The 16,434-nt window shown below is 64.6% G+C and carries 19 protein-coding genes; 3 read left to right on the top strand and 16 right to left on the bottom strand.

Going from position 1 to position 16,434, the window contains the following annotated elements; all coding sequences use genetic code 11:
- From RA19_RS20585 to RA19_RS20575, 3 genes are all read left to right on the top strand, one after another.
- A partial coding sequence (locus RA19_RS20585; protein WP_039166318.1) for a pyruvate dehydrogenase complex E1 component subunit beta occupies positions 1 to 1,084 on the top strand: 1,084 nt, incomplete at its 5' end.
- Between the two features lie 8 nt (positions 1,085 to 1,092).
- The gene (locus tag RA19_RS20580) at positions 1,093 to 1,353 is read left to right on the top strand and encodes a hypothetical protein (protein WP_039166316.1); all 261 of its coding nucleotides are present in this window, start codon (positions 1,093 to 1,095) and stop codon (positions 1,351 to 1,353) included.
- Position 1,354: 1 nt separating this feature from the next.
- The gene (locus RA19_RS20575; RefSeq protein WP_039166314.1) at positions 1,355 to 2,683 is read left to right on the top strand and encodes a pyruvate dehydrogenase complex dihydrolipoamide acetyltransferase; all 1,329 of its coding nucleotides are present in this window, start codon (positions 1,355 to 1,357) and stop codon (positions 2,681 to 2,683) included.
- Between the two features lie 178 nt (positions 2,684 to 2,861).
- On the opposite strand, the gene cysK is transcribed toward RA19_RS20575, so the two are convergent.
- The 16 genes from cysK to RA19_RS20495 all read right to left on the bottom strand — a co-directional run bounded on the left by cysK (position 2,862) and on the right by RA19_RS20495 (position 16,427).
- Entirely contained in the window at positions 2,862 to 3,926 is a 1,065-nt protein-coding gene (gene cysK / locus RA19_RS20570; protein ID WP_039166312.1) for a cysteine synthase A, read from the bottom strand.
- Between the two features lie 319 nt (positions 3,927 to 4,245).
- On the bottom strand, positions 4,246 to 5,067 hold the full coding sequence (gene cysE, locus RA19_RS20565) for a serine O-acetyltransferase (RefSeq protein WP_039166310.1): 822 nt from the start codon (positions 5,065 to 5,067) through the stop codon (positions 4,246 to 4,248).
- 190 nt (positions 5,068 to 5,257) lie between these two features.
- Positions 5,258 to 5,557, bottom strand: a complete 300-nt coding sequence (locus RA19_RS20560) for a DUF7742 family protein (protein WP_342586090.1) — start codon at positions 5,555 to 5,557, stop codon at positions 5,258 to 5,260.
- Between the two features lie 8 nt (positions 5,558 to 5,565).
- Positions 5,566 to 9,483: a baseplate multidomain protein megatron gene (locus tag RA19_RS20555; RefSeq protein ID WP_039166304.1), complete on the bottom strand. Its 3,918-nt coding sequence runs from the start codon at positions 9,481 to 9,483 to the stop codon at positions 5,566 to 5,568.
- Positions 9,484 to 9,495: 12 nt separating this feature from the next.
- Positions 9,496 to 9,963 carry an NlpC/P60 family protein gene (locus RA19_RS20550; protein WP_039166301.1) on the bottom strand — a complete coding sequence of 156 codons (468 nt, stop codon included), beginning with the start codon at positions 9,961 to 9,963 and terminating at the stop codon, positions 9,496 to 9,498.
- Positions 9,960 to 10,847 carry a DUF2163 domain-containing protein gene (locus RA19_RS20545; protein ID WP_039166298.1) on the bottom strand — a complete coding sequence of 296 codons (888 nt, stop codon included), beginning with the start codon at positions 10,845 to 10,847 and terminating at the stop codon, positions 9,960 to 9,962. Before RA19_RS20545 ends, RA19_RS20550 begins: the two co-directional genes overlap by 4 nt.
- The gene (locus RA19_RS20540; RefSeq protein ID WP_039166296.1) at positions 10,844 to 11,476 is read right to left on the bottom strand and encodes a DUF2460 domain-containing protein; all 633 of its coding nucleotides are present in this window, start codon (positions 11,474 to 11,476) and stop codon (positions 10,844 to 10,846) included. The genes RA19_RS20545 and RA19_RS20540 overlap by 4 nt, the downstream gene beginning before the upstream one ends.
- Before the next feature lie 17 nt (positions 11,477 to 11,493).
- Positions 11,494 to 12,153: a phage tail tape measure protein gene (locus tag RA19_RS20535; protein WP_039166293.1), complete on the bottom strand. Its 660-nt coding sequence runs from the start codon at positions 12,151 to 12,153 to the stop codon at positions 11,494 to 11,496.
- Positions 12,146 to 12,361, bottom strand: coding sequence for a rcc01693 family protein (locus RA19_RS20530; RefSeq protein ID WP_039166290.1), 216 nt, complete (start codon positions 12,359 to 12,361; stop codon positions 12,146 to 12,148). Before RA19_RS20530 ends, RA19_RS20535 begins: the two co-directional genes overlap by 8 nt.
- Entirely contained in the window at positions 12,358 to 12,678 is a 321-nt protein-coding gene (locus RA19_RS20525; protein WP_039166288.1) for a gene transfer agent family protein, read from the bottom strand. Before RA19_RS20525 ends, RA19_RS20530 begins: the two co-directional genes overlap by 4 nt.
- Before the next feature lie 4 nt (positions 12,679 to 12,682).
- Entirely contained in the window at positions 12,683 to 13,096 is a 414-nt protein-coding gene (locus RA19_RS20520) for a phage major tail protein, TP901-1 family (RefSeq protein WP_039166284.1), read from the bottom strand.
- A gap of 45 nt (positions 13,097 to 13,141) precedes the next feature.
- Positions 13,142 to 13,549, bottom strand: coding sequence for a tail completion protein gp17 (gp17, locus tag RA19_RS20515; RefSeq protein WP_039166281.1), 408 nt, complete (start codon positions 13,547 to 13,549; stop codon positions 13,142 to 13,144).
- Positions 13,546 to 13,878: a head-tail adaptor protein gene (locus RA19_RS20510; RefSeq protein WP_039166279.1), complete on the bottom strand. Its 333-nt coding sequence runs from the start codon at positions 13,876 to 13,878 to the stop codon at positions 13,546 to 13,548. Before RA19_RS20510 ends, gp17 begins: the two co-directional genes overlap by 4 nt.
- The gene (locus RA19_RS20505; RefSeq protein WP_039166618.1) at positions 13,875 to 14,474 is read right to left on the bottom strand and encodes a head-tail connector protein; all 600 of its coding nucleotides are present in this window, start codon (positions 14,472 to 14,474) and stop codon (positions 13,875 to 13,877) included. The genes RA19_RS20510 and RA19_RS20505 overlap by 4 nt, the downstream gene beginning before the upstream one ends.
- A 179-nt stretch (positions 14,475 to 14,653) precedes the next feature.
- Entirely contained in the window at positions 14,654 to 15,835 is a 1,182-nt protein-coding gene (locus tag RA19_RS20500) for a phage major capsid protein (RefSeq protein WP_039166276.1), read from the bottom strand.
- A gap of 31 nt (positions 15,836 to 15,866) precedes the next feature.
- Positions 15,867 to 16,427: an HK97 family phage prohead protease gene (locus RA19_RS20495; RefSeq protein ID WP_039166273.1), complete on the bottom strand. Its 561-nt coding sequence runs from the start codon at positions 16,425 to 16,427 to the stop codon at positions 15,867 to 15,869.
- Between the last annotated feature and the right edge of the window lie 7 nt (positions 16,428 to 16,434).

The following is a 16,434-nucleotide window of genomic DNA, read 5'->3' as shown; positions in this document are numbered from 1 at the left end:
GGAGGCAGAGGCGCCTTCGGCGCCCGCAGCCCCCGCCGCTGCTGCCGCAGCCCCCGCGGCACTGGCTGTGGACCTTGAACCCGATTACCCGGAAGGCACCGAAATGGTGCAGACCACGGTCCGCGAAGCCCTGCGCGACGCCATGGCCGAGGAAATGCGCCGCGACGAAGACGTCTTCCTGATGGGTGAAGAAGTTGCCGAATACCAGGGCGCCTACAAGGTCTCCCAGGGCCTGCTGGACGAATTCGGCTCCAAGCGGGTGATCGACACCCCAATCACCGAGCACGGCTTTGCCGGCATCGCCACAGGCGCTGCCTTTGGCGGTCTGCGCCCGGTTGTCGAGTTCATGACCTTCAACTTCGCCATGCAGGCGATCGACCACATCATCAACTCGGCCGCCAAGACGCTCTATATGTCCGGCGGCCAGATGGGCGCACCGATGGTGTTCCGCGGCCCCAACGGCGCCGCTGCCCGCGTCGGCGCCCAGCACTCGCAGGACTATGCCGCCTGGTACATGCAGATCCCGGGCCTGAAAGTGGCGATGCCTTACTCAGCGTCCGACGCCAAGGGCCTGATGAAGACCGCGATCCGCGACAATAACCCGGTCATCTTCCTGGAGAACGAAATCCTCTACGGCCGCGCCTTCGACGTTCCCAAGCTGGACGACTACACCGTGCCCTTCGGCAAGGCCCGCATCTGGCGCGAAGGTTCGGACGTGACCATCGTCTCCTTCGGCATCGGCATGCAGTATGCGCTGGAAGCAGCGGACAAGCTGGCGGAGGAAGGCATCAGCGCCGAGGTCATCGACCTGCGGACGCTCAGGCCCATGGACCTGCCCACGGTGATCGCCTCGGTGCAGAAGACCAACCGCCTCGTCACCGTCGAGGAAGGCTGGCCGCAAGGCTCCGTCGGCAGCTACATCGCCTCGGAAGTGCAGCGCGACGCGTTTGACTACCTGGACGCGCCGGTTGCGGTCTGCACCGGCAAGGACGTGCCGATGCCCTATGCCGCCAACCTGGAACGCCACGCGCTGATCACCACGGATGAGGTGGTCGCGGCAGTTAAGCAAGTGACTTACCGCTAGAGGCAGAGATGGAGATCAGGGGCCGCGATCCCGAAACCGAATGCTACCGCGTCGAACTGCAAGTCGACGGGCGAACAGTCAAGGCACTGGTTCCCGAACGTCTCGCAGCAGACACAAGGCTGATCGGATCGCGGCCCTCCCATCAGGACGCCTATGTCTGGATGGCGGAACACAAAGCCAAGATCGAAGCCGCGATCACCCTGCTGGCCCGCGGCAGCAAGCGCCCCAAGGCGCCCTATGACCAAATTATACTGATTGAGGAGCGCTGAGATGCCCACCGAAATCCTGATGCCCGCCCTGTCCCCCACCATGGAGGAAGGCACCCTGGCCAAATGGCTGGTCAAGGAAGGCGATACCGTCTCCTCGGGCGACTTGATTGCTGAAATTGAAACCGACAAGGCCACCATGGAGTTCGAAGCCGTAGACGAAGGCGTGGTCGGCAAGATCCTGATCGCCGAAGGCTCCGAAGGAGTGAAGGTCAACACCGCCATCGCGGTGCTGCTGGAAGACGGCGAAAGCGCTGATGACATCGGCTCGGCTCCGGCTGCTGCAGCAGCATCGCCTGCCGCGGCAGCAGCAGAGCCGGGGCCCGCCCACGCACCCTCTCCTGCCGCGGCAGCCCCTGCCCCGGCGGCACCGGCAGCATCCGATGGCACCCGGATCTTCGCTTCGCCGCTGGCGCGCCGCATCGCTGCGGACAAGGGCCTGGACCTGAGCGCGATCACAGGCTCTGGCCCCAAAGGCCGCATCGTCAAAGCCGACGTCATCGACGCCCAGCCGCAGGCTGCTGCTGCCGCAGCACCTGCCGCTGCGCCTGCCGCAGCAGCCCAGGCCCCAGCCGCTGCGGCTGCGCCTGCGCCTGCCGCAGGCCCCTCGGCCGATATGGTGGCCCGCATGTACGAAGGCCGCGACTACGAGGAAGTCTCGCTGGACGGCATGCGCAAGACCATTGCAGCCCGCCTCACCGAGGCCAAGCAGACCATCCCGCATTTCTACCTGCGCCGCGACATCCAGCTGGATGCGCTGCTGAAGTTCCGGGCTGAGCTGAACAAGCAGCTGGAAGGCCGCGGCGTGAAGCTCTCGGTCAACGATTTCATCATCAAGGCCGTGGCCCTGGCACTGCAGGCGGTTCCGGATGCCAATGCCGTCTGGGCCGGCGACCGCGTTCTGAAAATGAAAGCCTCCGACGTTGCCGTCGCCGTTGCCATCGAGGGCGGCTTGTTCACCCCCGTCCTGCAGGACAGCGATACCAAATCGCTCTCGGCGCTGTCGTCTGAGATGAAAGACCTGGCGTCGCGCGCCCGCGAGCGCAAACTGGCGCCGCATGAATACCAGGGCGGCAGCTTCGCCATCTCAAACCTCGGCATGTTCGGCATCGACAACTTCGACGCCATCGTGAACCCGCCGCATGCGGGCATCCTGGCGGTCGGCTCTGGCGTCAAAAAGCCGGTTGTGGGCGCCGATGGCGAGCTGAAGGTCGCCACCGTGATGAGCGTCACCATGTCGGTGGACCACCGCGTGATCGACGGCGCCCTGGGGGCGGACCTGTTGAAGGCCATCGTCGAAAACCTGGAAAACCCGATGGTGATGCTGGCCTGAACCGCCGCCGCCAACCCGCACAAAAGCCCCGGTCAGCAGCCGGGGCTTTTTCTTTTCAAGCGCTCATAACCGCCATTAAGGTAACAAGGGAGCGTGCGCCCCCTTCTTCTTTGCTTAATTACTCAAATGCGCTGCGGCTTCAGCCCGTACGCCGCCAGAAACGGTGCGCCAGAGCAGATCAATACCGGTAGCCCGGTGTCGAAGCCGACAGCGCCGCCTCTTCCGCATCCATCTCTGCAGGGATGCCATCGAACAACGGCGTAGACAGGTACCGCTCGCCGGTATCCGGAAGCACTGCCAGCAGCACCGCGCCTTCCGGCGCAGCTTTGGCCACTTTGACCGCAGCCGCCAGGCTGGCCCCGCCGGAGATTCCGGTCAGAATGCCTTCCTCCGCTGCTAGCCGCTTCGACCAGGCAACGGCCTCGTCGCCGCTCACCGGCTCCAGCCCATCGAAATAGCTCTGGTCCAGCGCTTCCTGCAGAACCAGCGGGATAAAGTCCGGGGTCCAGCCCTGAATCGGATGCGGGTTGAAGGCAGGATGGGTCGCTGCTGGCTCACCCGCGCCGTTGCGCTCCTGCGCCGTGCCCGACTGCACCAGCGCTGCGTTCGCGGGCTCGCTAAGGGTGATCTTCAGGCCAGGGCGGGCATCCTTCAGCACCCGACCCAGGCCCGACACAGTGCCGCCGGTGCCATACCCCAGCACCACATGATCCAGCTGTTCACCCTCAAAATCCCCGAGGATCTCTTGGGCGGTGGTCGCCTCGTGAATATCGGCGTTGTCCTTGGTCTCGAACTGATGCGCCAGGAACCAGCCGTTCGCTTCAGCAAGCTCGCGCGCCTTGGCCACCATGCCCACGGCCTTGTCCTCCTTGCGGGTCAGCACAACCTTGGCGCCGAGCATCCGCATCAGCCGCCGCCGTTCGACCGAGAAGCCGTCATGCATTGTGATTACCAGCGGATAGCCCTTGGCCGCGCAAACCATGGCAAGCCCGATACCGGTGTTGCCGCTGGTCGCCTCCACCACGGTCTGGCCCGGCTTCAGCCGCCCATCCCGCTCAGCCGCCTCGATGATGTTCAGCGCCAGCCGGTCCTTCACCGACCCCGCCGGATTGAACGCCTCGAACTTCACATAGACCGTCACATGCTCCGGCGCGATGCGGTTCAGCCGGATCACCGGCGTATTGCCCACGGTCTCCAGGACGGACCCGTAAAGCCGCCCGCGCCCCTCAGTCGTATAGATCATCGCCTGCTCCTGTCAGGTTGGAATTTCTCTCGCGTTTCCAAGGAAATATGCGGCCGGGCTGGGCCCGGTTCAAGATATGCGGCCAGACCGCCGCGAAAGAAGAACCGCCGTCCAGGCAACCGCCCTGCCGCCCGAACATAACCGCCTGACCCGAGCGTCCTTCAGAAGGCTGGCCGCTTCTTCCCGTATCAGGCGGAAGACCATTCTCCGGCACCTCATCCGCCGGTTCCACACCACAGCCAAAACAGAAAAAGGGGCGTCAAACGCCCCCTTTCATCTTTCCCAAAATACTCATGCCCCGGCGCTGGCGCCGCAAGCCTCACTCCGCGGCGGGAGAGCCTGCCGGCACCACCTGGTCCATGTTGACCGACGGCTGGTCGCACCCTGCCTCGCCAACGATCTTGGCAGGCACACCGGCCACCGTTGTGCACGGCGGCACTTCCTGCAGCACCACAGAACCGGCTGCAATCCGGCTGCAATGGCCAACCTTGATGTTGCCCAGCACCTTGGCACCGGCCCCGATCAGAACGCCATCGCCGATCTTGGGGTGACGGTCTTCCTCTTCCTTGCCGGTGCCGCCCAGGGTCACCGAATGCAGCATCGAGACATTGTCGCCGACCACCGCAGTCTCACCGATGACGATGGAATGGGCATGGTCAATCATGATCCCCTTGCCGATCCGGGCGCCGGGGTGAATGTCGATCCCGAAGATCTCGGAAGTGCGCATCTGGAAGAAATAGGCCAGGTCCTTCTGGCCCTTCTCCCACAGGTAATGGCTGACGCGGTACGCCTGCACGGCCTGGAACCCCTTGAAATAGAGGATCGGCTGCAGCAGCCGGTGGCTGGCCGGGTCGCGTTCGTTGATTGCCATCAGGTCGGCGCGGGCGGCCTCCACCAGTTCCGAGCAATCGGCATAGGCGTCATCCACGATCTCGCGCAGGATTGTCATCGACATCTCGTTCGAGGAAAGCTTGGCGGAAATCCGGTAGGACAGCGCTTTCTGCAGCGATTTGTGGTGCAGGATACAAGCGTGGATCAGCCCGCCCATCAGCGGCTGCGAGGCCACTGCCTCTTCAGCTTCGCGGGTAATCCGGTCCCATACGGGATCGACCGGGGTAACGGCTTGGCGCGTCTTGATCATGGCTCAGCATCCTTTCTTCGCCCACGATAGCCATCTAAGGTGGAATTGCGCAAACGCAAACCCTTGATGGAACATATTTCCAGCAAGAATGAGTCCGGACCGTGAAACTGGTTGCACCGCCGGCCCGCACCGCGCGCATTGGCGCGGGGTGCCATGCCCAACGGCTGGCCGGGCAGGTTTCCTGCACGGATCAGCCGGCGGGAGCACCGCCTTCTGCCTCGTCCGCAAGTGCTGCCACGCCGCCCAGCACCATCTGGAGGCATCTAAGATAAGCCGGGTCGTCCCAGAACGGTTCATCTGCCAGCTGCCACCGCCGGGCCGCCGCCGACTGCGAGCCATCACCCCAGCGCGGATGCGGGCGGCCATACAGCTTTTCGTGCACAAGGGCCTCCACGGCACCGCTGAAAATCCTGCGGCAGACGCCGCCCCGCGCCTCAGGCGCAACCGCCAGAAGCGCCCGGGCGGCCGCTGAGATATCGCCCGGCAGCACCGGCCGCCTCACCCCAGCGCTGCCCGCGCTGCCGGCCCGGCACCATAGCGGGCAGAAAGCTGCGCAACTTCCAGCACATCGCCGGCCAGGACGCCGTCTGCGGCCTGCCCCGCTGCGGAATATGACCATTGCGGTGCAGCTGCGGTTTCCTCGCGCAGCACAGTGGTGCCGCGCATCACCCGGATCCGGTAGGCCTCGACCTCCTCGCCCAACGGCACTTCAGCCAGATCCCAGCTATCTCCCTCGATCCGGGTGCGGCGGATCCAGGAGACCTCAATGTCCGCCCCCAGCTCCCCTGCCACGCGCAGATGCACCGGCGCATACGGCCGCAGCCCGATACCATCGAAACTCTCCTGCAGATGCACAAAGGAGGGATCGTCCAGCGCCCTGCGGGCCGGGCCGATCCGGTAGTGGCGCAGCCTTCGCCGCTGTTCCGGCGCCAGTTCCATCTGCACTGGCGTGCCATCGAGCAGCACCACAAATGACCCGGCCGGCCACACCTCCGGCATCACCGCATCGGTGCCCAGCTGCCCTCTTAGCCTGCCGCGCAGCAGATAGGTTTGCGGCGCGATCAATTCGGCCTCGCGGAACTGAAACAGCTCCCAGTTCTCCGCGCTTCCGTCGCCGATGGCAGCGGCATTGGCGCCGTTCAGCACTGCCTGCGCCTCGCGGCTTTCCAGGCTGCCGAAGATCAGTTTCACCTGCAGATCCGCCCCAAGGTCCCAGCGGCCGCTGCCGCTGGACAGCAAGGGCGTTTCTGTCACCCCAACCACCTGGCGGCCGGCAATCACCTGTTCCAGCCGGTAATTCTCATCTGCCTCAGAGCTATAAACCGCCACGCTGCCAGGCCAGGCTTCTGCGGTGAGCGCCAGATGCGGCGCATGCGGCACCTCATCGCCGCGCATCAGCGGCAAATCCATGAACAGCGGCAGCACTGGCCCGGGCGCCGCAAAGGCGTTCACCCCGGGCATCTCCTCTGCAACCGCCGCATTGTCATACAGGCCCGGCTCGATCCGGACCGCGTCCACCAGCTGCGCGTCCGCCTGCTCCACCCGGTCGATCCGGTAAAGCCGTTCACCGCCCTCCAGCGGCAGAGATATCACGTCCCCCGCCCCGAGATGCAGCATCGACGGCGGCAGCTGCAGCCGCAGAGTATCGCGCGAGATCCGCGCTTCCGCCAGCCAGCGCCCAACCACCTGGCGCGCTTCTGCCCGGGTCAGCGCAAGCGGCAATTCGTTCTGACTCACCGAATGAGTTGCCTCGTCCGGCAGCACCGCCTCGACCGCTGCCGCCGCATGATCTCCACCCCATTCGGTAAAGCGCAGCCGCACCCGGCCTGCCAGCTCTGCCTCGCTGGAGCGGCTCAGCTCAGTGGTGCCCTGCAATTCATCCGTTTCGGCCAAATGCTCCAGCACCAGCGCCTCCGCCCCGGTTCCTTTGCGCATGCGGAATTTCAGCATCCCGTCGCGTTCGATCGCATCAAACCCATGCCGCAGCATCAAGGGCTGCAGCACCGCCCGGGCGTCGCTCACATCCGGGTTCACAAACCCATGAACGACCCCGTAAAGCTCCGAGACATCAAAATCCTCCAGCCCGGCAGCCCGGCAAATCTCCTCAACGACCGAAGCCAGCGTGCGCTGACCGGCCCGCCCGTTCAACCAGTGGCCGCGAAGGTAGTTTTCACCGTCGTTCCAGATATCAAGCCGGCCGGGAAAGGCCGGAAACGGGCGGGCATCCCAGGCCCACACATAGGCGTTTGCCATATCGATCATCCGGCCGCCGTATTCCTCGGACACCGGGTTTCTCGCCGCGTCCCCCCAATAGCCCAGCACCGCCCTCAGGTAATGGATCTGAATAAGATCATCCCGCAAGCCATTGGAATATTTTGGAAGTTTCGATTCCGAACTTTTTGGATCCAGAAACTTGTTTGGCTGATTGGTGCCTTTGTCGATGGCCGCGCAGCCCAGTTCGGTGAACCAGATGGGTTTGGATTGCGGTACCCAGGCGGTCGGCGCCGCCTGACGCACTCCGCCAATTCTGTCGTGATGCTCGTTGAGCCACCAGTTGCGGATATCCTTGTAGCGCCAGACCCAGGGCTCGCCATAGGCGCCATCGGTAATACTAGTCCGGATCTGCGCTGCCTCAGCCTCGGGCGAGTGGTAATACCAGTCATAGCCCTCTCCGCCCTCGACATTGCCTTGCAGATAGTCCGGGTCATAGATCGCCGGCACCCCGGCCTGAGCATCCAGGTGATCCTCCCCTTCGCGCCAGTCGGACAGCGGCATATAATTGTCGATGCCGATGAAATCGATTTCCGGGTCAGCCCACAGCGGATCAAGATGGAAGAAGCGATCCCCTTCAGGCGACTGATAACCCCAGTACTCGGACCAGTCCGCCGCATAGCCGATCCTGGTTTCCGCTCCCAGCAGCAGCCGGGCTTCCGCCGCCAAGGCCTGCATCGCCGCAACAGCCGGAAAACCAGCGGCCCCGCGGATCTGCGTGAGCGCCCGCATTTCCGAACTGATACAAAACGCCTCCACCCCGCCGGCTGCAGCACACAGCGCCGCATAATGCAGGATAAAGCGGCTCAAGCTCCATTCCTCGGGACCGGAGTAAGAGACGGTGCCGTCACCCACCGCGAAATCCGCGGCCGTGACCGTTCCAAAGAAATCAGCCACCTCAGAATCCGCTGCTGGGCTGCCGTCCGGGGAGCCCGGCCGGCCGGGTGCTGCAGACAGGGTAATCCGTCCGCGCCAGGGCAGATGCGGCTGGCTGGCGGCGCCGGTCCAGGGATCCGGCAGGGTATTGCCCTCGCCCTGGTCCATCAGGATGAACGGATAGAACATCACTTTCAGGCCGCGCGCCTGCATTTCACGGATCGCTTGCACAACACTGGCATCCGCCGGGGTGCCGCCATAAAGCGCGCCATCCCCCCCCGACAGCACTTCCCCGGCGGCACTGCGGTCCACTCCGCTGACGCTCCAAGGAATGCTGCCTTCGGCATCCTTATGCTCCACTTTCGGCCGCAGCGTGCATGTGCCGCAGCGCAGGTCATCGCCGAACCAGGACACAATCAGCGAAGCAGAGCCGCAGGAGGGCAACTCTGCTTCCAGTGCATTCAGCGAGGTTTTGAGATCGCTTACCCCTGATGGCGAATGGGCATTGGCAGATTTGGCCGAGCCCGGTCCGCCGGAGTAATGCACCGTATCTGCCGCCAGTGCGTATTCACCAGTGCCCGGCATCAGCGCCACGCCCTTAACCAGCTGGCCCAGATCCTGCGCATAAGTGCTGCTTTCGGGCTGTTCGGGCCGCAGCACATCAAATGAGAACTGCGGCACCCGGTTTCCGAAACGCCCAAGCTCCAGGTTCTCGATCACAACATAGGCGGCGCCGCGGTAGGCGGGCACCTGACCCGGCCCTTCGATTGCTTCCATCACCGGGTCAGGCAGCTGGTCTGCGCTGCCGGTGTAAACGGTCATGCAGAGATCCCCGGGCGACACTTCCTCGCCATCTGCCCAGACCCGGGACACATGGGCGATCTCGCCCTCGCACAGCGCAATCGCCAGTGACACTGAATAGCTGTAGCTGGTCACCTGCGGCTGTCTTGGGCGCCCCTTGCCGCCGCCTCCGCCGCTGGTGGATGCAGTTTCCAGAAAGCGCGAGGACCAGATCACCTGCCCGCCCAGCCGCATCCGGCCGTACAGCTGCTCCTCAGCCGCGCCTTCGCTGGCCTGAGTCAGGCGGAACCGGTCCACCTTGCCTGTTTCCACAGGATCAGAGCCCGAGCCCAGCAGACGCTCGTCGATCAGCCGACCCAGGGTGGCCCCCGCCGCGCGCCCGATCACCGCCGAAGACAACCCGGCAATGCCGCCGCCGATTGTGCCGCCGATGGCTGCGCCTGCAGCCGAAAGAAGGATAGTCGCCATCAGATCTGCTCCTTAAGGAAATCGGAAACGCGCCACGATCCGGCGCTGCCAGGGCGGGCTCAGCGGGCTTTCCACCACCCCGCGGCCTGCGTAAGCATGGATAAATGCAGCCCCCTGAGTGCGGCTTCCCGCCTGGCCGCCAAACCAGGCGGGGCTTGCGCAGGCCGCGGATTGCACCCCCAGGTGCTTGGCCACCGATCCCTGCCGCATCCGGAACAAGATCACATCGCCCGGGGCTGCAGCCGGCAAGGGTTTCTCCACGAGATGCCGCCGTGCGGCCAGCCAAAGCGCTTCCGCGCCCTGCGGTTCAGACCAATCCATCGTGTATGCAGGCGGTATCTCCGGCTCGCAGCCCAGCAGCTCGCGCCACAGCCCCCGGATCAGGCCCAGGCAATCGCATCCCGCGCCCTTGCACGACGCCTGGTGGACATAAGGTGTCCCGATCCAGCCGCGCGCGGCGCTGACCACCCTGCTGCTCACCTCCGGCTTCCCCCGGTATTGGCACCGGACTGGCGCGGCACCGCCATCACCCAATCCTCGCCGGGAATGTCAGGGAAGCCGCGGAAATTCAGCAAATTGTTGAACTTCAGCCGGCAGGTTTCCATGCGCTTGTCGCACCCGGCCTCAAGCCGCAGCAGATCGCCGGCCGCCACCGTAGCCCGGACCGGCTCCCAAAGCGTCACTCTGCGCTCCTCCGCCGTGCTCTGGTCAGACTTGACCGGGGCCCATAAACCCTGGGCCGCACCGCTCAGCACCGTCAGCCGCCCGTCCGCGAACCAGCCGGGTTCAAAGCCCGGCAGGGCCGCCCAGCGGAACACTTCATTGCTTTCAACACCGGCGGCGGGCAGTTCCACCGCATACCCCGGCGTATCCAGGTCAAACCGGCAAGCACTGTCGCCCAGCACCGCCGTGCACGGTTTCTGGTAAATCCGGCCCTGCGGCTGATTCAGCGCTTCGGTCAGCCCGCGCAGCTCCGCCTCAAAGGCGCCGCCCGCGCGGCGGATCTCGCCGATCGAGCCGCGGAACTGCAGCCAGCGCATCGACACATCCTGCCAGTTGACCAGCCAGCACCGTATCTCGGCGCCGTCAAAACGCCCCGCTTCAATGTCCTCTTCGCGCACCGCGGCATCGCTCAGCACGCCAAGCGCTTCGGTATTGTCAACTGAAAGCCCGGTTGCCTGGCTCAGCGCCCGAGCGGTCAGGCCGCTGCCGGGCTGAAATTCCAATCCGTCGAAACCCAGAACGCAATCGTGATCGGTGAATCCAAGCACCGTCCCGTCGCGCCGCTCCAAAGCCCAGGCCCGGCACAGCGTGGTAATGCCGCTTTGAACATGGGCGCGGAAGGCGTCAGACAGCCCGCTCATACCCGCACCTCCACCACTGGCACTGCCGGCGCCTCGCCCGCCTGAAACGAAGCCACACTGGTCTGGATGCTGCCGGTGTCGAACCGCACCGGCACGTCGAACTCAAACCCGGCAACTATGCTGCGGCCCTGTTCGGGAGCATGCGACAAGGTGATCATTCCGGTGGCGGTGTCCAGCTCATAGTCCACCCCCTCCTGCAGCTCATCCTGGTCGATGCCAATCCGCACCGTGCCGGACACCGGCTTGGTGATCGGCCGCTGATAGGTAAAGGCGCCGGAGCGGTAGGTCTTTGCCAGCTGAAATGCCGCGGTGCTTCCATCGCCTGACGCGATCACTTGATCGCGGAAGTCGGCTTCGGCGCTGGGCCGGGCGGATTTGTAGTCGCTCCAATCCTTCCAGCGAAACCCGTAAAGCTGACCCTGGCGCGCCTCGAAGAAGGCGATCAGCGTTTCGATATCCTCCAGCGAGCGCAGCCCAAGACCGGCATCATAGCGGCGGCGCGAGTGCGCCCAGGGGGTGTTTCGTTCCTCGAACCCGTTTGCAAGCGTCACCACATCGGTGCGCCGTTCCGGACCGCCGACCGAGCCGAAGCTGAGAGAAGCGGGAAAGCGGACTTCGTGAAAATTCATTGGGTTACCCTCCGTCTTTAACGGTTTCGCCCGCCGCGGTTCAGCGCGCGGGTCAGCTGTGCGGCGATCTGGCTGCGGCTGCGTTCAAAGCCTTTGACGTCCGGGGTGGAGACATTCATCACCACGTTGATCCCGCCGCTGCCCTGGCTGCGCACACCCAGCGAGCCGTCGGCGCCGCGGGTGAGCGGCAGGATTGCCTCGGGCCCGGCTTCGCCCATCAGGCCGGTCGCGCCGCGCATCGGGAACGCTACAGGGCCGGTCACGATCCCGCCCTTGGCAAAAGGCATCACCTTGCCCTGGCTGAAGGCGGCGCCATCGCCAAAAGGCAGCATGTTCCCGATCAGCGCGCTCAGCCCGTCTGTCACCATGCCGCTGACGTGGTTGGTTACCGGCTTCATCGCGGCGTTGTAGGTGGTGCGGATTATCGAGCGCGCCAGCGTATCCATCGCCTCCGACAGGTTGTCGCCGTCGAACACCAGACCGTCAAAAGCGCGCCGCAAGCCTTTGGAAAGACTGCGATCCAGGATCTGCGCATCACGCCCGGTTTCGGAAAACCCTTGTTTAACCCGCCCCAGCACTTCTGCAAAGGCAGAGGCCATTCCTGAGGCGCCGTCCAGCGCTTCGCCCAAAGCTTCGCCCTGCAATTCCAGTTCGGCTATCGAGGATGTGTCAGCCATCTTTTGTCTCCATTTCCAGCGGTGGTGGAAAATCCGGAAAGTCCTGCATCAGCTCCGCCAGCCGGTTCCGCGCCATCGGTTGCGGTTGCGCCGCCTCGCCCAGCATCAGCCGCAGCTCGGCCGGGGTGAGCTGCCAGAAATCGCGCGGCAGCAGTTTCAGCCCAGCCATCCCGGCGCGCATCAGCGCGGGCCAGTCGAGCGTGCTCATGACGCGTCCGGCACCGAGAAGCTGCGAACCAGCAGCTCAGCCGCTACCTTTGCCGCCTGGAGCGGGCCGCCGCCGATGCTGGCGCTTGCCAGCTCCTCGCGGCTGAGGTCATGGCCGCCGCCCTGCAGGCCGGCCACCAGTAGCGCCAGCACGTCACGGGCGGAGAAGCGGCCCTGCTCAAACCGCTGCACCAGCTCCACCAGGGTGCCTTCCTCCAGCGCGGCCTCCAGCCCGGCCAGCGCGCCGAGCGTCAGCTTCAGCACGTAAGGTGTTCCATTTACGAGCAGTTCCGCCTCACCAGCATGCGGGTTCACCATCGGATCAGACCGCGGTGAAGCTCAGCGCGCCGGCGCTGGCGAGGCTCAGCTCATAGGTCGCTTCGCCATTGTGGCTGCCGGCATATTCCAGCGCGGTCACCTGAAAGGCGCCCTGCACAATGCCGAAGTCGGGGATGATCACCTGGAACTCCGGCGTGAGGCCGTCAAAGAACAGCTGGCGCGCCCTTTCGTCGGTCGCCTCGTCGCGGAAAATACCAGAGCCCGAGATGTTAGCGGAACGCACGCCCGCGCCCGCCAGCAGCTCGCGCCAGCCGCCCTGGCTTTCGAGGCTGGTCACATCGACGCTTTCAGCGTTGAAGCTGATCCGCGTGGCGCGCAGGCCGGCGATGGTCTCGAACAGGCCTGCACCGTTCATGTCCACTTTGACCAAGAGGTCTTTGCCGTTTTGAACTGTCATGGGGTTTCTCCCGTAATTTCAACAGGTTTTTAGAGGTTCGTGAGATCAGACATCATCCACACGCGCCCTGAAGCGCAGGGTGATCTGCCTGCCGCCGCCGCTGAGGCGTTCGGCCTTGGCCCGGTCGAACCAAAGGCCTGTCAGCTGGCCGCGGGTCAACGGCACCGAAGCGCCGACCAGCGCGTCGCAGACCGCTGCAGCCGCCGCCTTGGCTTCGGCAAAACCAGCGGTGTCGGTTGTGACGGTGATGAAGAACCGGTGCTCTGCGCCGCCCGCGGTCTTGTCGGAGCGGTCCAGCACCTCTTCGCTGCCGAGCGCCACATAGGTCTGAGGCAGAGCGCCCGCAGGGACCGCATCATAGATTGCGCCGCCCACCAGCGCCGCCAGCGCCGCGTCTCCGGTCAGATGCGTGTAGACGGCGGATTGCAGCCCGCCGGCGATGGCATAGGTCATCCGCTCACCTCCTCAACCGCGAAACAAGTGAGGTAGCGGGCTTCGGGGCCGGCATCAGCAACCGCATCAATACGGTAAAGGCGGTTTCCCTCCCGGAACCGCTGATCCGGCCGGGGACGGGATGCAAAGCCAACCGGCGAAGCGCGCAAGGTAATCCGGTATTTCTGCAAAGAAAGGCTGTCTCCGGCCACGCGGCCCGAAAGCGCCTTTACCTCAGCCCAAAGCGAACCAAGCGCCACCCAGGTTTCGGTATAGCCGCCAGCACCGTCGGAGATGCGCTGCGGATCTTCCAGCATCAGCTGGCGGGACAGTTTGGGGAGGTGCTTCATGAGACACCTCCCAGGGTCAGCCGCTGGCTGCGGTAGCGTTCAATCAGGCTGGTGACGCCAAAAGGCATACAGCCGCTGTGCAGGCCGGTGTCGGCACGGTATTCGTAGTAATGCGCGGCCAGGAGCATCACCGCCTGGCCCAGATCGGCAGGCAAGCCGCCCCAGTCCGCGGCCATGCCGGCCTGCATTTCAATCCGCGCCAGCCCGCCGGAGGGGATCGCAGGCAGCAGACTGCCCGCCGGAAGCAGCCGCGGCCTGTGGGTGTCGCCCTCAAACCGGTAGAGAGCCCCATCCAGAACCGTCTCGCTGCCGCCTGCATCGCGCAGGGTCACCTCGGTCACAGCCTGCACCGGGGCAATCGGCAGCACCGCTTTCTCCCGGTCACGCCAGTGCCGGATCTCCAGCGAGAATTCACGGATAATCAGCGCCTTGCCGGTCCTGGCTTCGATCGCCGCCAGGGCTGCTCGCAGAAAGCCAAGCAGCACGTCATCCTGCAGGCTGTCCTCGCCGAACCCGGTGCCCAGACGCAGATGCGCCTTGAACTGGGCCAGCGGCAGGGCGGCCTCGGGCACGGGGGTTACTTCGCTCAGCATCATCATCTCACTCCTGTGGGCGTCCCCCATTCCGGCCCTGATCTGATGTCCATGTCAGGTTTTGGCCGGCACGCACCGTCTCCTGCCGCTCGGACGGAGGGGGAGCAGCTAGACGGCAGAAGAAATTGTGGTGCGTGCCAGCCGGCAGACCGGGCTGCCGGTCCGCCATCAGCGGTGAGCGGTTAGCTCACGCCGAATTTCATCAGCTTGATCGCAGCAAAGTCGCTGACGTCGCCGCCGACGCGCTTGGTGGCATAGAACAGCACATGAGGCTTGGCGCTGAAGGGGTCGCGCAGCACGCGCAGGTCCGGGCGTTCGGCGATGGTGTAGCCCGCCTGGAAGTCGCCAAAGGCAATGGAGAAGCTGTTGGAAGCCGGATCCGGCATGTCCTCGGCGATCAGCACCGGGTAGCCCATCAGACGCGCGGGCTCACCCGCGGCCAGCCCGTCGGACCACAGGAAGCGGCCGTCGGCATCTTTCAGTTTCCGCAGGATTCCCGCCGTCTTGGAGTTCATGATGAAGGTTGCATTGGCGCGGTATTCCGCCCCCAGCGCATAGACCAGATCAATGATGGCGTCGCCGTTGCCGGCATCACCGTCCACGCCCGATGCCTTGTAGCCGAGGCTTCCCCAGCTCCAGCTGTCATTCTCTGCCACCGGGTGGAACAGGAAGCCCTTGGGCTTGTCGATGCCGTCGCCGTTGATGAAGGCGTCGGCCTCGGAGCGTGCAAATTTGTCAGCGATCCGGCCGGCCAGCCAGCTCTCGATGTCAAAGGCGCTGTCGTCCAGCAGCCGCTGCGAGGCCTTGGGCAGCGCGCTCAGCTCATGCAGCGGGATGGCGATGCGGTCGATGGTGCCAGTGGCGGTTTCCGCCGAGGGGTCGGTCTCGGTGGCCCAGCCGGCGCCCATCTCGGAGTGGTCGATCAGCACGTCATAGGAGGTCGCCTCCACATGCACCACCGAGGCCACCGCGCGAATTGAGGCCGAAGAGTTCAGCACCGACTTCACGGTCTCAGCGGTCTGCGGATCGACCAGGTAGCCGCCTTCGCTGTTGACGGCCGTGGACATCGCCTTGCCTTCCAGCTCGAGGCCGCGCAGGCCATCGTCATCGCCGCTACGCAGATAGGCATTGAACGCCTTCTGATGCGGCGCGCCCGCGTCCTGGGTTGCGGCCAGATGGGGGCGGTTCTGAGAGATTGTCTTACGGTCCAGCATGTTCACTCGCTCTTCCGCCTGTTTCAGCCTTGATTGCACATCGTCCTGAAACCCCTTGAATTCATGAAGAAAGCCAGCCATCGCCTGCTTGACTTCATGCGCCAGGGGCGCTGCGTCCCCGGTGTGGGCCGGGAGATCCTGTTTGCTTATGCGTTCTGTCCTGCTCTGGTTTTGACCGGCTCTAGGTCTGGCCTGTCTTGAGGTCCTGGGTAATCTTGCGCAGGCCGTCAGCCAGAGCGCGCAGCGCCTCGGCCTCGGAGGCTGCGGATTTGGCGTCCACCCGGGCAGCGGGCAGCATAGGGAAAGTGACCAGCGACACTTCCCACAGTTCCACTTGGGTCAGGCGGCGGGTGCCGTCTTGGCTGCGGGAGGATTTTACGGTTCGGTACCCGATTGAAAGGCCGTCGATGGCGCCTGCTTCGATGAGCGCGGCGGCTTCGGCGCCTTTTGGTGTAGCCGTCAAAAGCCGGCCCTTCACGTAAAGCCCGCGCTTGTCCTCGTGCACCTCATCCCAAACGCCGATCGGCTGGGCCGGGTCGTGCTGCCACAGCATCTTGACAGTGCGGCCCTGCGCCTTGAGCGTTTTCAAAGAGGCCGCATAGGCGCCGCGCTCCACCACATCGCCGCCCTGGTCCGTCTGGCCGAACAGGCTGGCATAACCTTTGATTTCACTTGCATCCTTCAGCGAGAGATCCTCGCCGAAACGTGCGAATTTATGTTCAAGCTGGGGCGTTCCCTGCATAATATCT

Origin of the sequence: Leisingera sp. ANG-M1, assembly GCF_000813745.1 — a bacterium.
GTDB lineage: Bacteria > Pseudomonadota > Alphaproteobacteria > Rhodobacterales > Rhodobacteraceae > Leisingera.
The sequence above is the reverse complement of the archived record's forward strand: the minus strand, read 5'-3'. Positions and strand labels throughout refer to the sequence as shown.

Excerpts from the sequence above, each read along its gene's own strand:
- RA19_RS20580 (WP_039166316.1), top strand. The coding sequence starts at position 1,093 with ATGGAGATCAGGGGCCGCGATCCCGAAACCGAATGCTACCGCGTCGAA.
- RA19_RS20575 (WP_039166314.1), top strand. The coding sequence starts at position 1,355 with ATGCCCACCGAAATCCTGATGCCCGCCCTGTCCCCCACCATGGAGGAA.
- cysK (WP_039166312.1), bottom strand. The coding sequence starts at position 3,926 with ATGATCTATACGACTGAGGGGCGCGGGCGGCTTTACGGGTCCGTCCTG.
- cysE (WP_039166310.1), bottom strand. The coding sequence starts at position 5,067 with ATGATCAAGACGCGCCAAGCCGTTACCCCGGTCGATCCCGTATGGGAC.
- RA19_RS20555 (WP_039166304.1), bottom strand. The coding sequence starts at position 9,483 with ATGGCGACTATCCTTCTTTCGGCTGCAGGCGCAGCCATCGGCGGCACA.
- RA19_RS20545 (WP_039166298.1), bottom strand. The coding sequence starts at position 10,847 with ATGAGCGGGCTGTCTGACGCCTTCCGCGCCCATGTTCAAAGCGGCATT.
- RA19_RS20540 (WP_039166296.1), bottom strand. The coding sequence starts at position 11,476 with ATGAATTTTCACGAAGTCCGCTTTCCCGCTTCTCTCAGCTTCGGCTCG.
- RA19_RS20535 (WP_039166293.1), bottom strand. The coding sequence starts at position 12,153 with ATGGCTGACACATCCTCGATAGCCGAACTGGAATTGCAGGGCGAAGCT.
- RA19_RS20530 (WP_039166290.1), bottom strand. The coding sequence starts at position 12,361 with ATGAGCACGCTCGACTGGCCCGCGCTGATGCGCGCCGGGATGGCTGGG.
- RA19_RS20525 (WP_039166288.1), bottom strand. The coding sequence starts at position 12,678 with ATGGTGAACCCGCATGCTGGTGAGGCGGAACTGCTCGTAAATGGAACA.
- RA19_RS20520 (WP_039166284.1), bottom strand. The coding sequence starts at position 13,096 with ATGACAGTTCAAAACGGCAAAGACCTCTTGGTCAAAGTGGACATGAAC.
- gp17 (WP_039166281.1), bottom strand. The coding sequence starts at position 13,549 with ATGACCTATGCCATCGCCGGCGGGCTGCAATCCGCCGTCTACACGCAT.
- RA19_RS20510 (WP_039166279.1), bottom strand. The coding sequence starts at position 13,878 with ATGAAGCACCTCCCCAAACTGTCCCGCCAGCTGATGCTGGAAGATCCG.
- RA19_RS20505 (WP_039166618.1), bottom strand. The coding sequence starts at position 14,474 with ATGATGCTGAGCGAAGTAACCCCCGTGCCCGAGGCCGCCCTGCCGCTG.
- RA19_RS20495 (WP_039166273.1), bottom strand. The coding sequence starts at position 16,427 with ATGCAGGGAACGCCCCAGCTTGAACATAAATTCGCACGTTTCGGCGAG.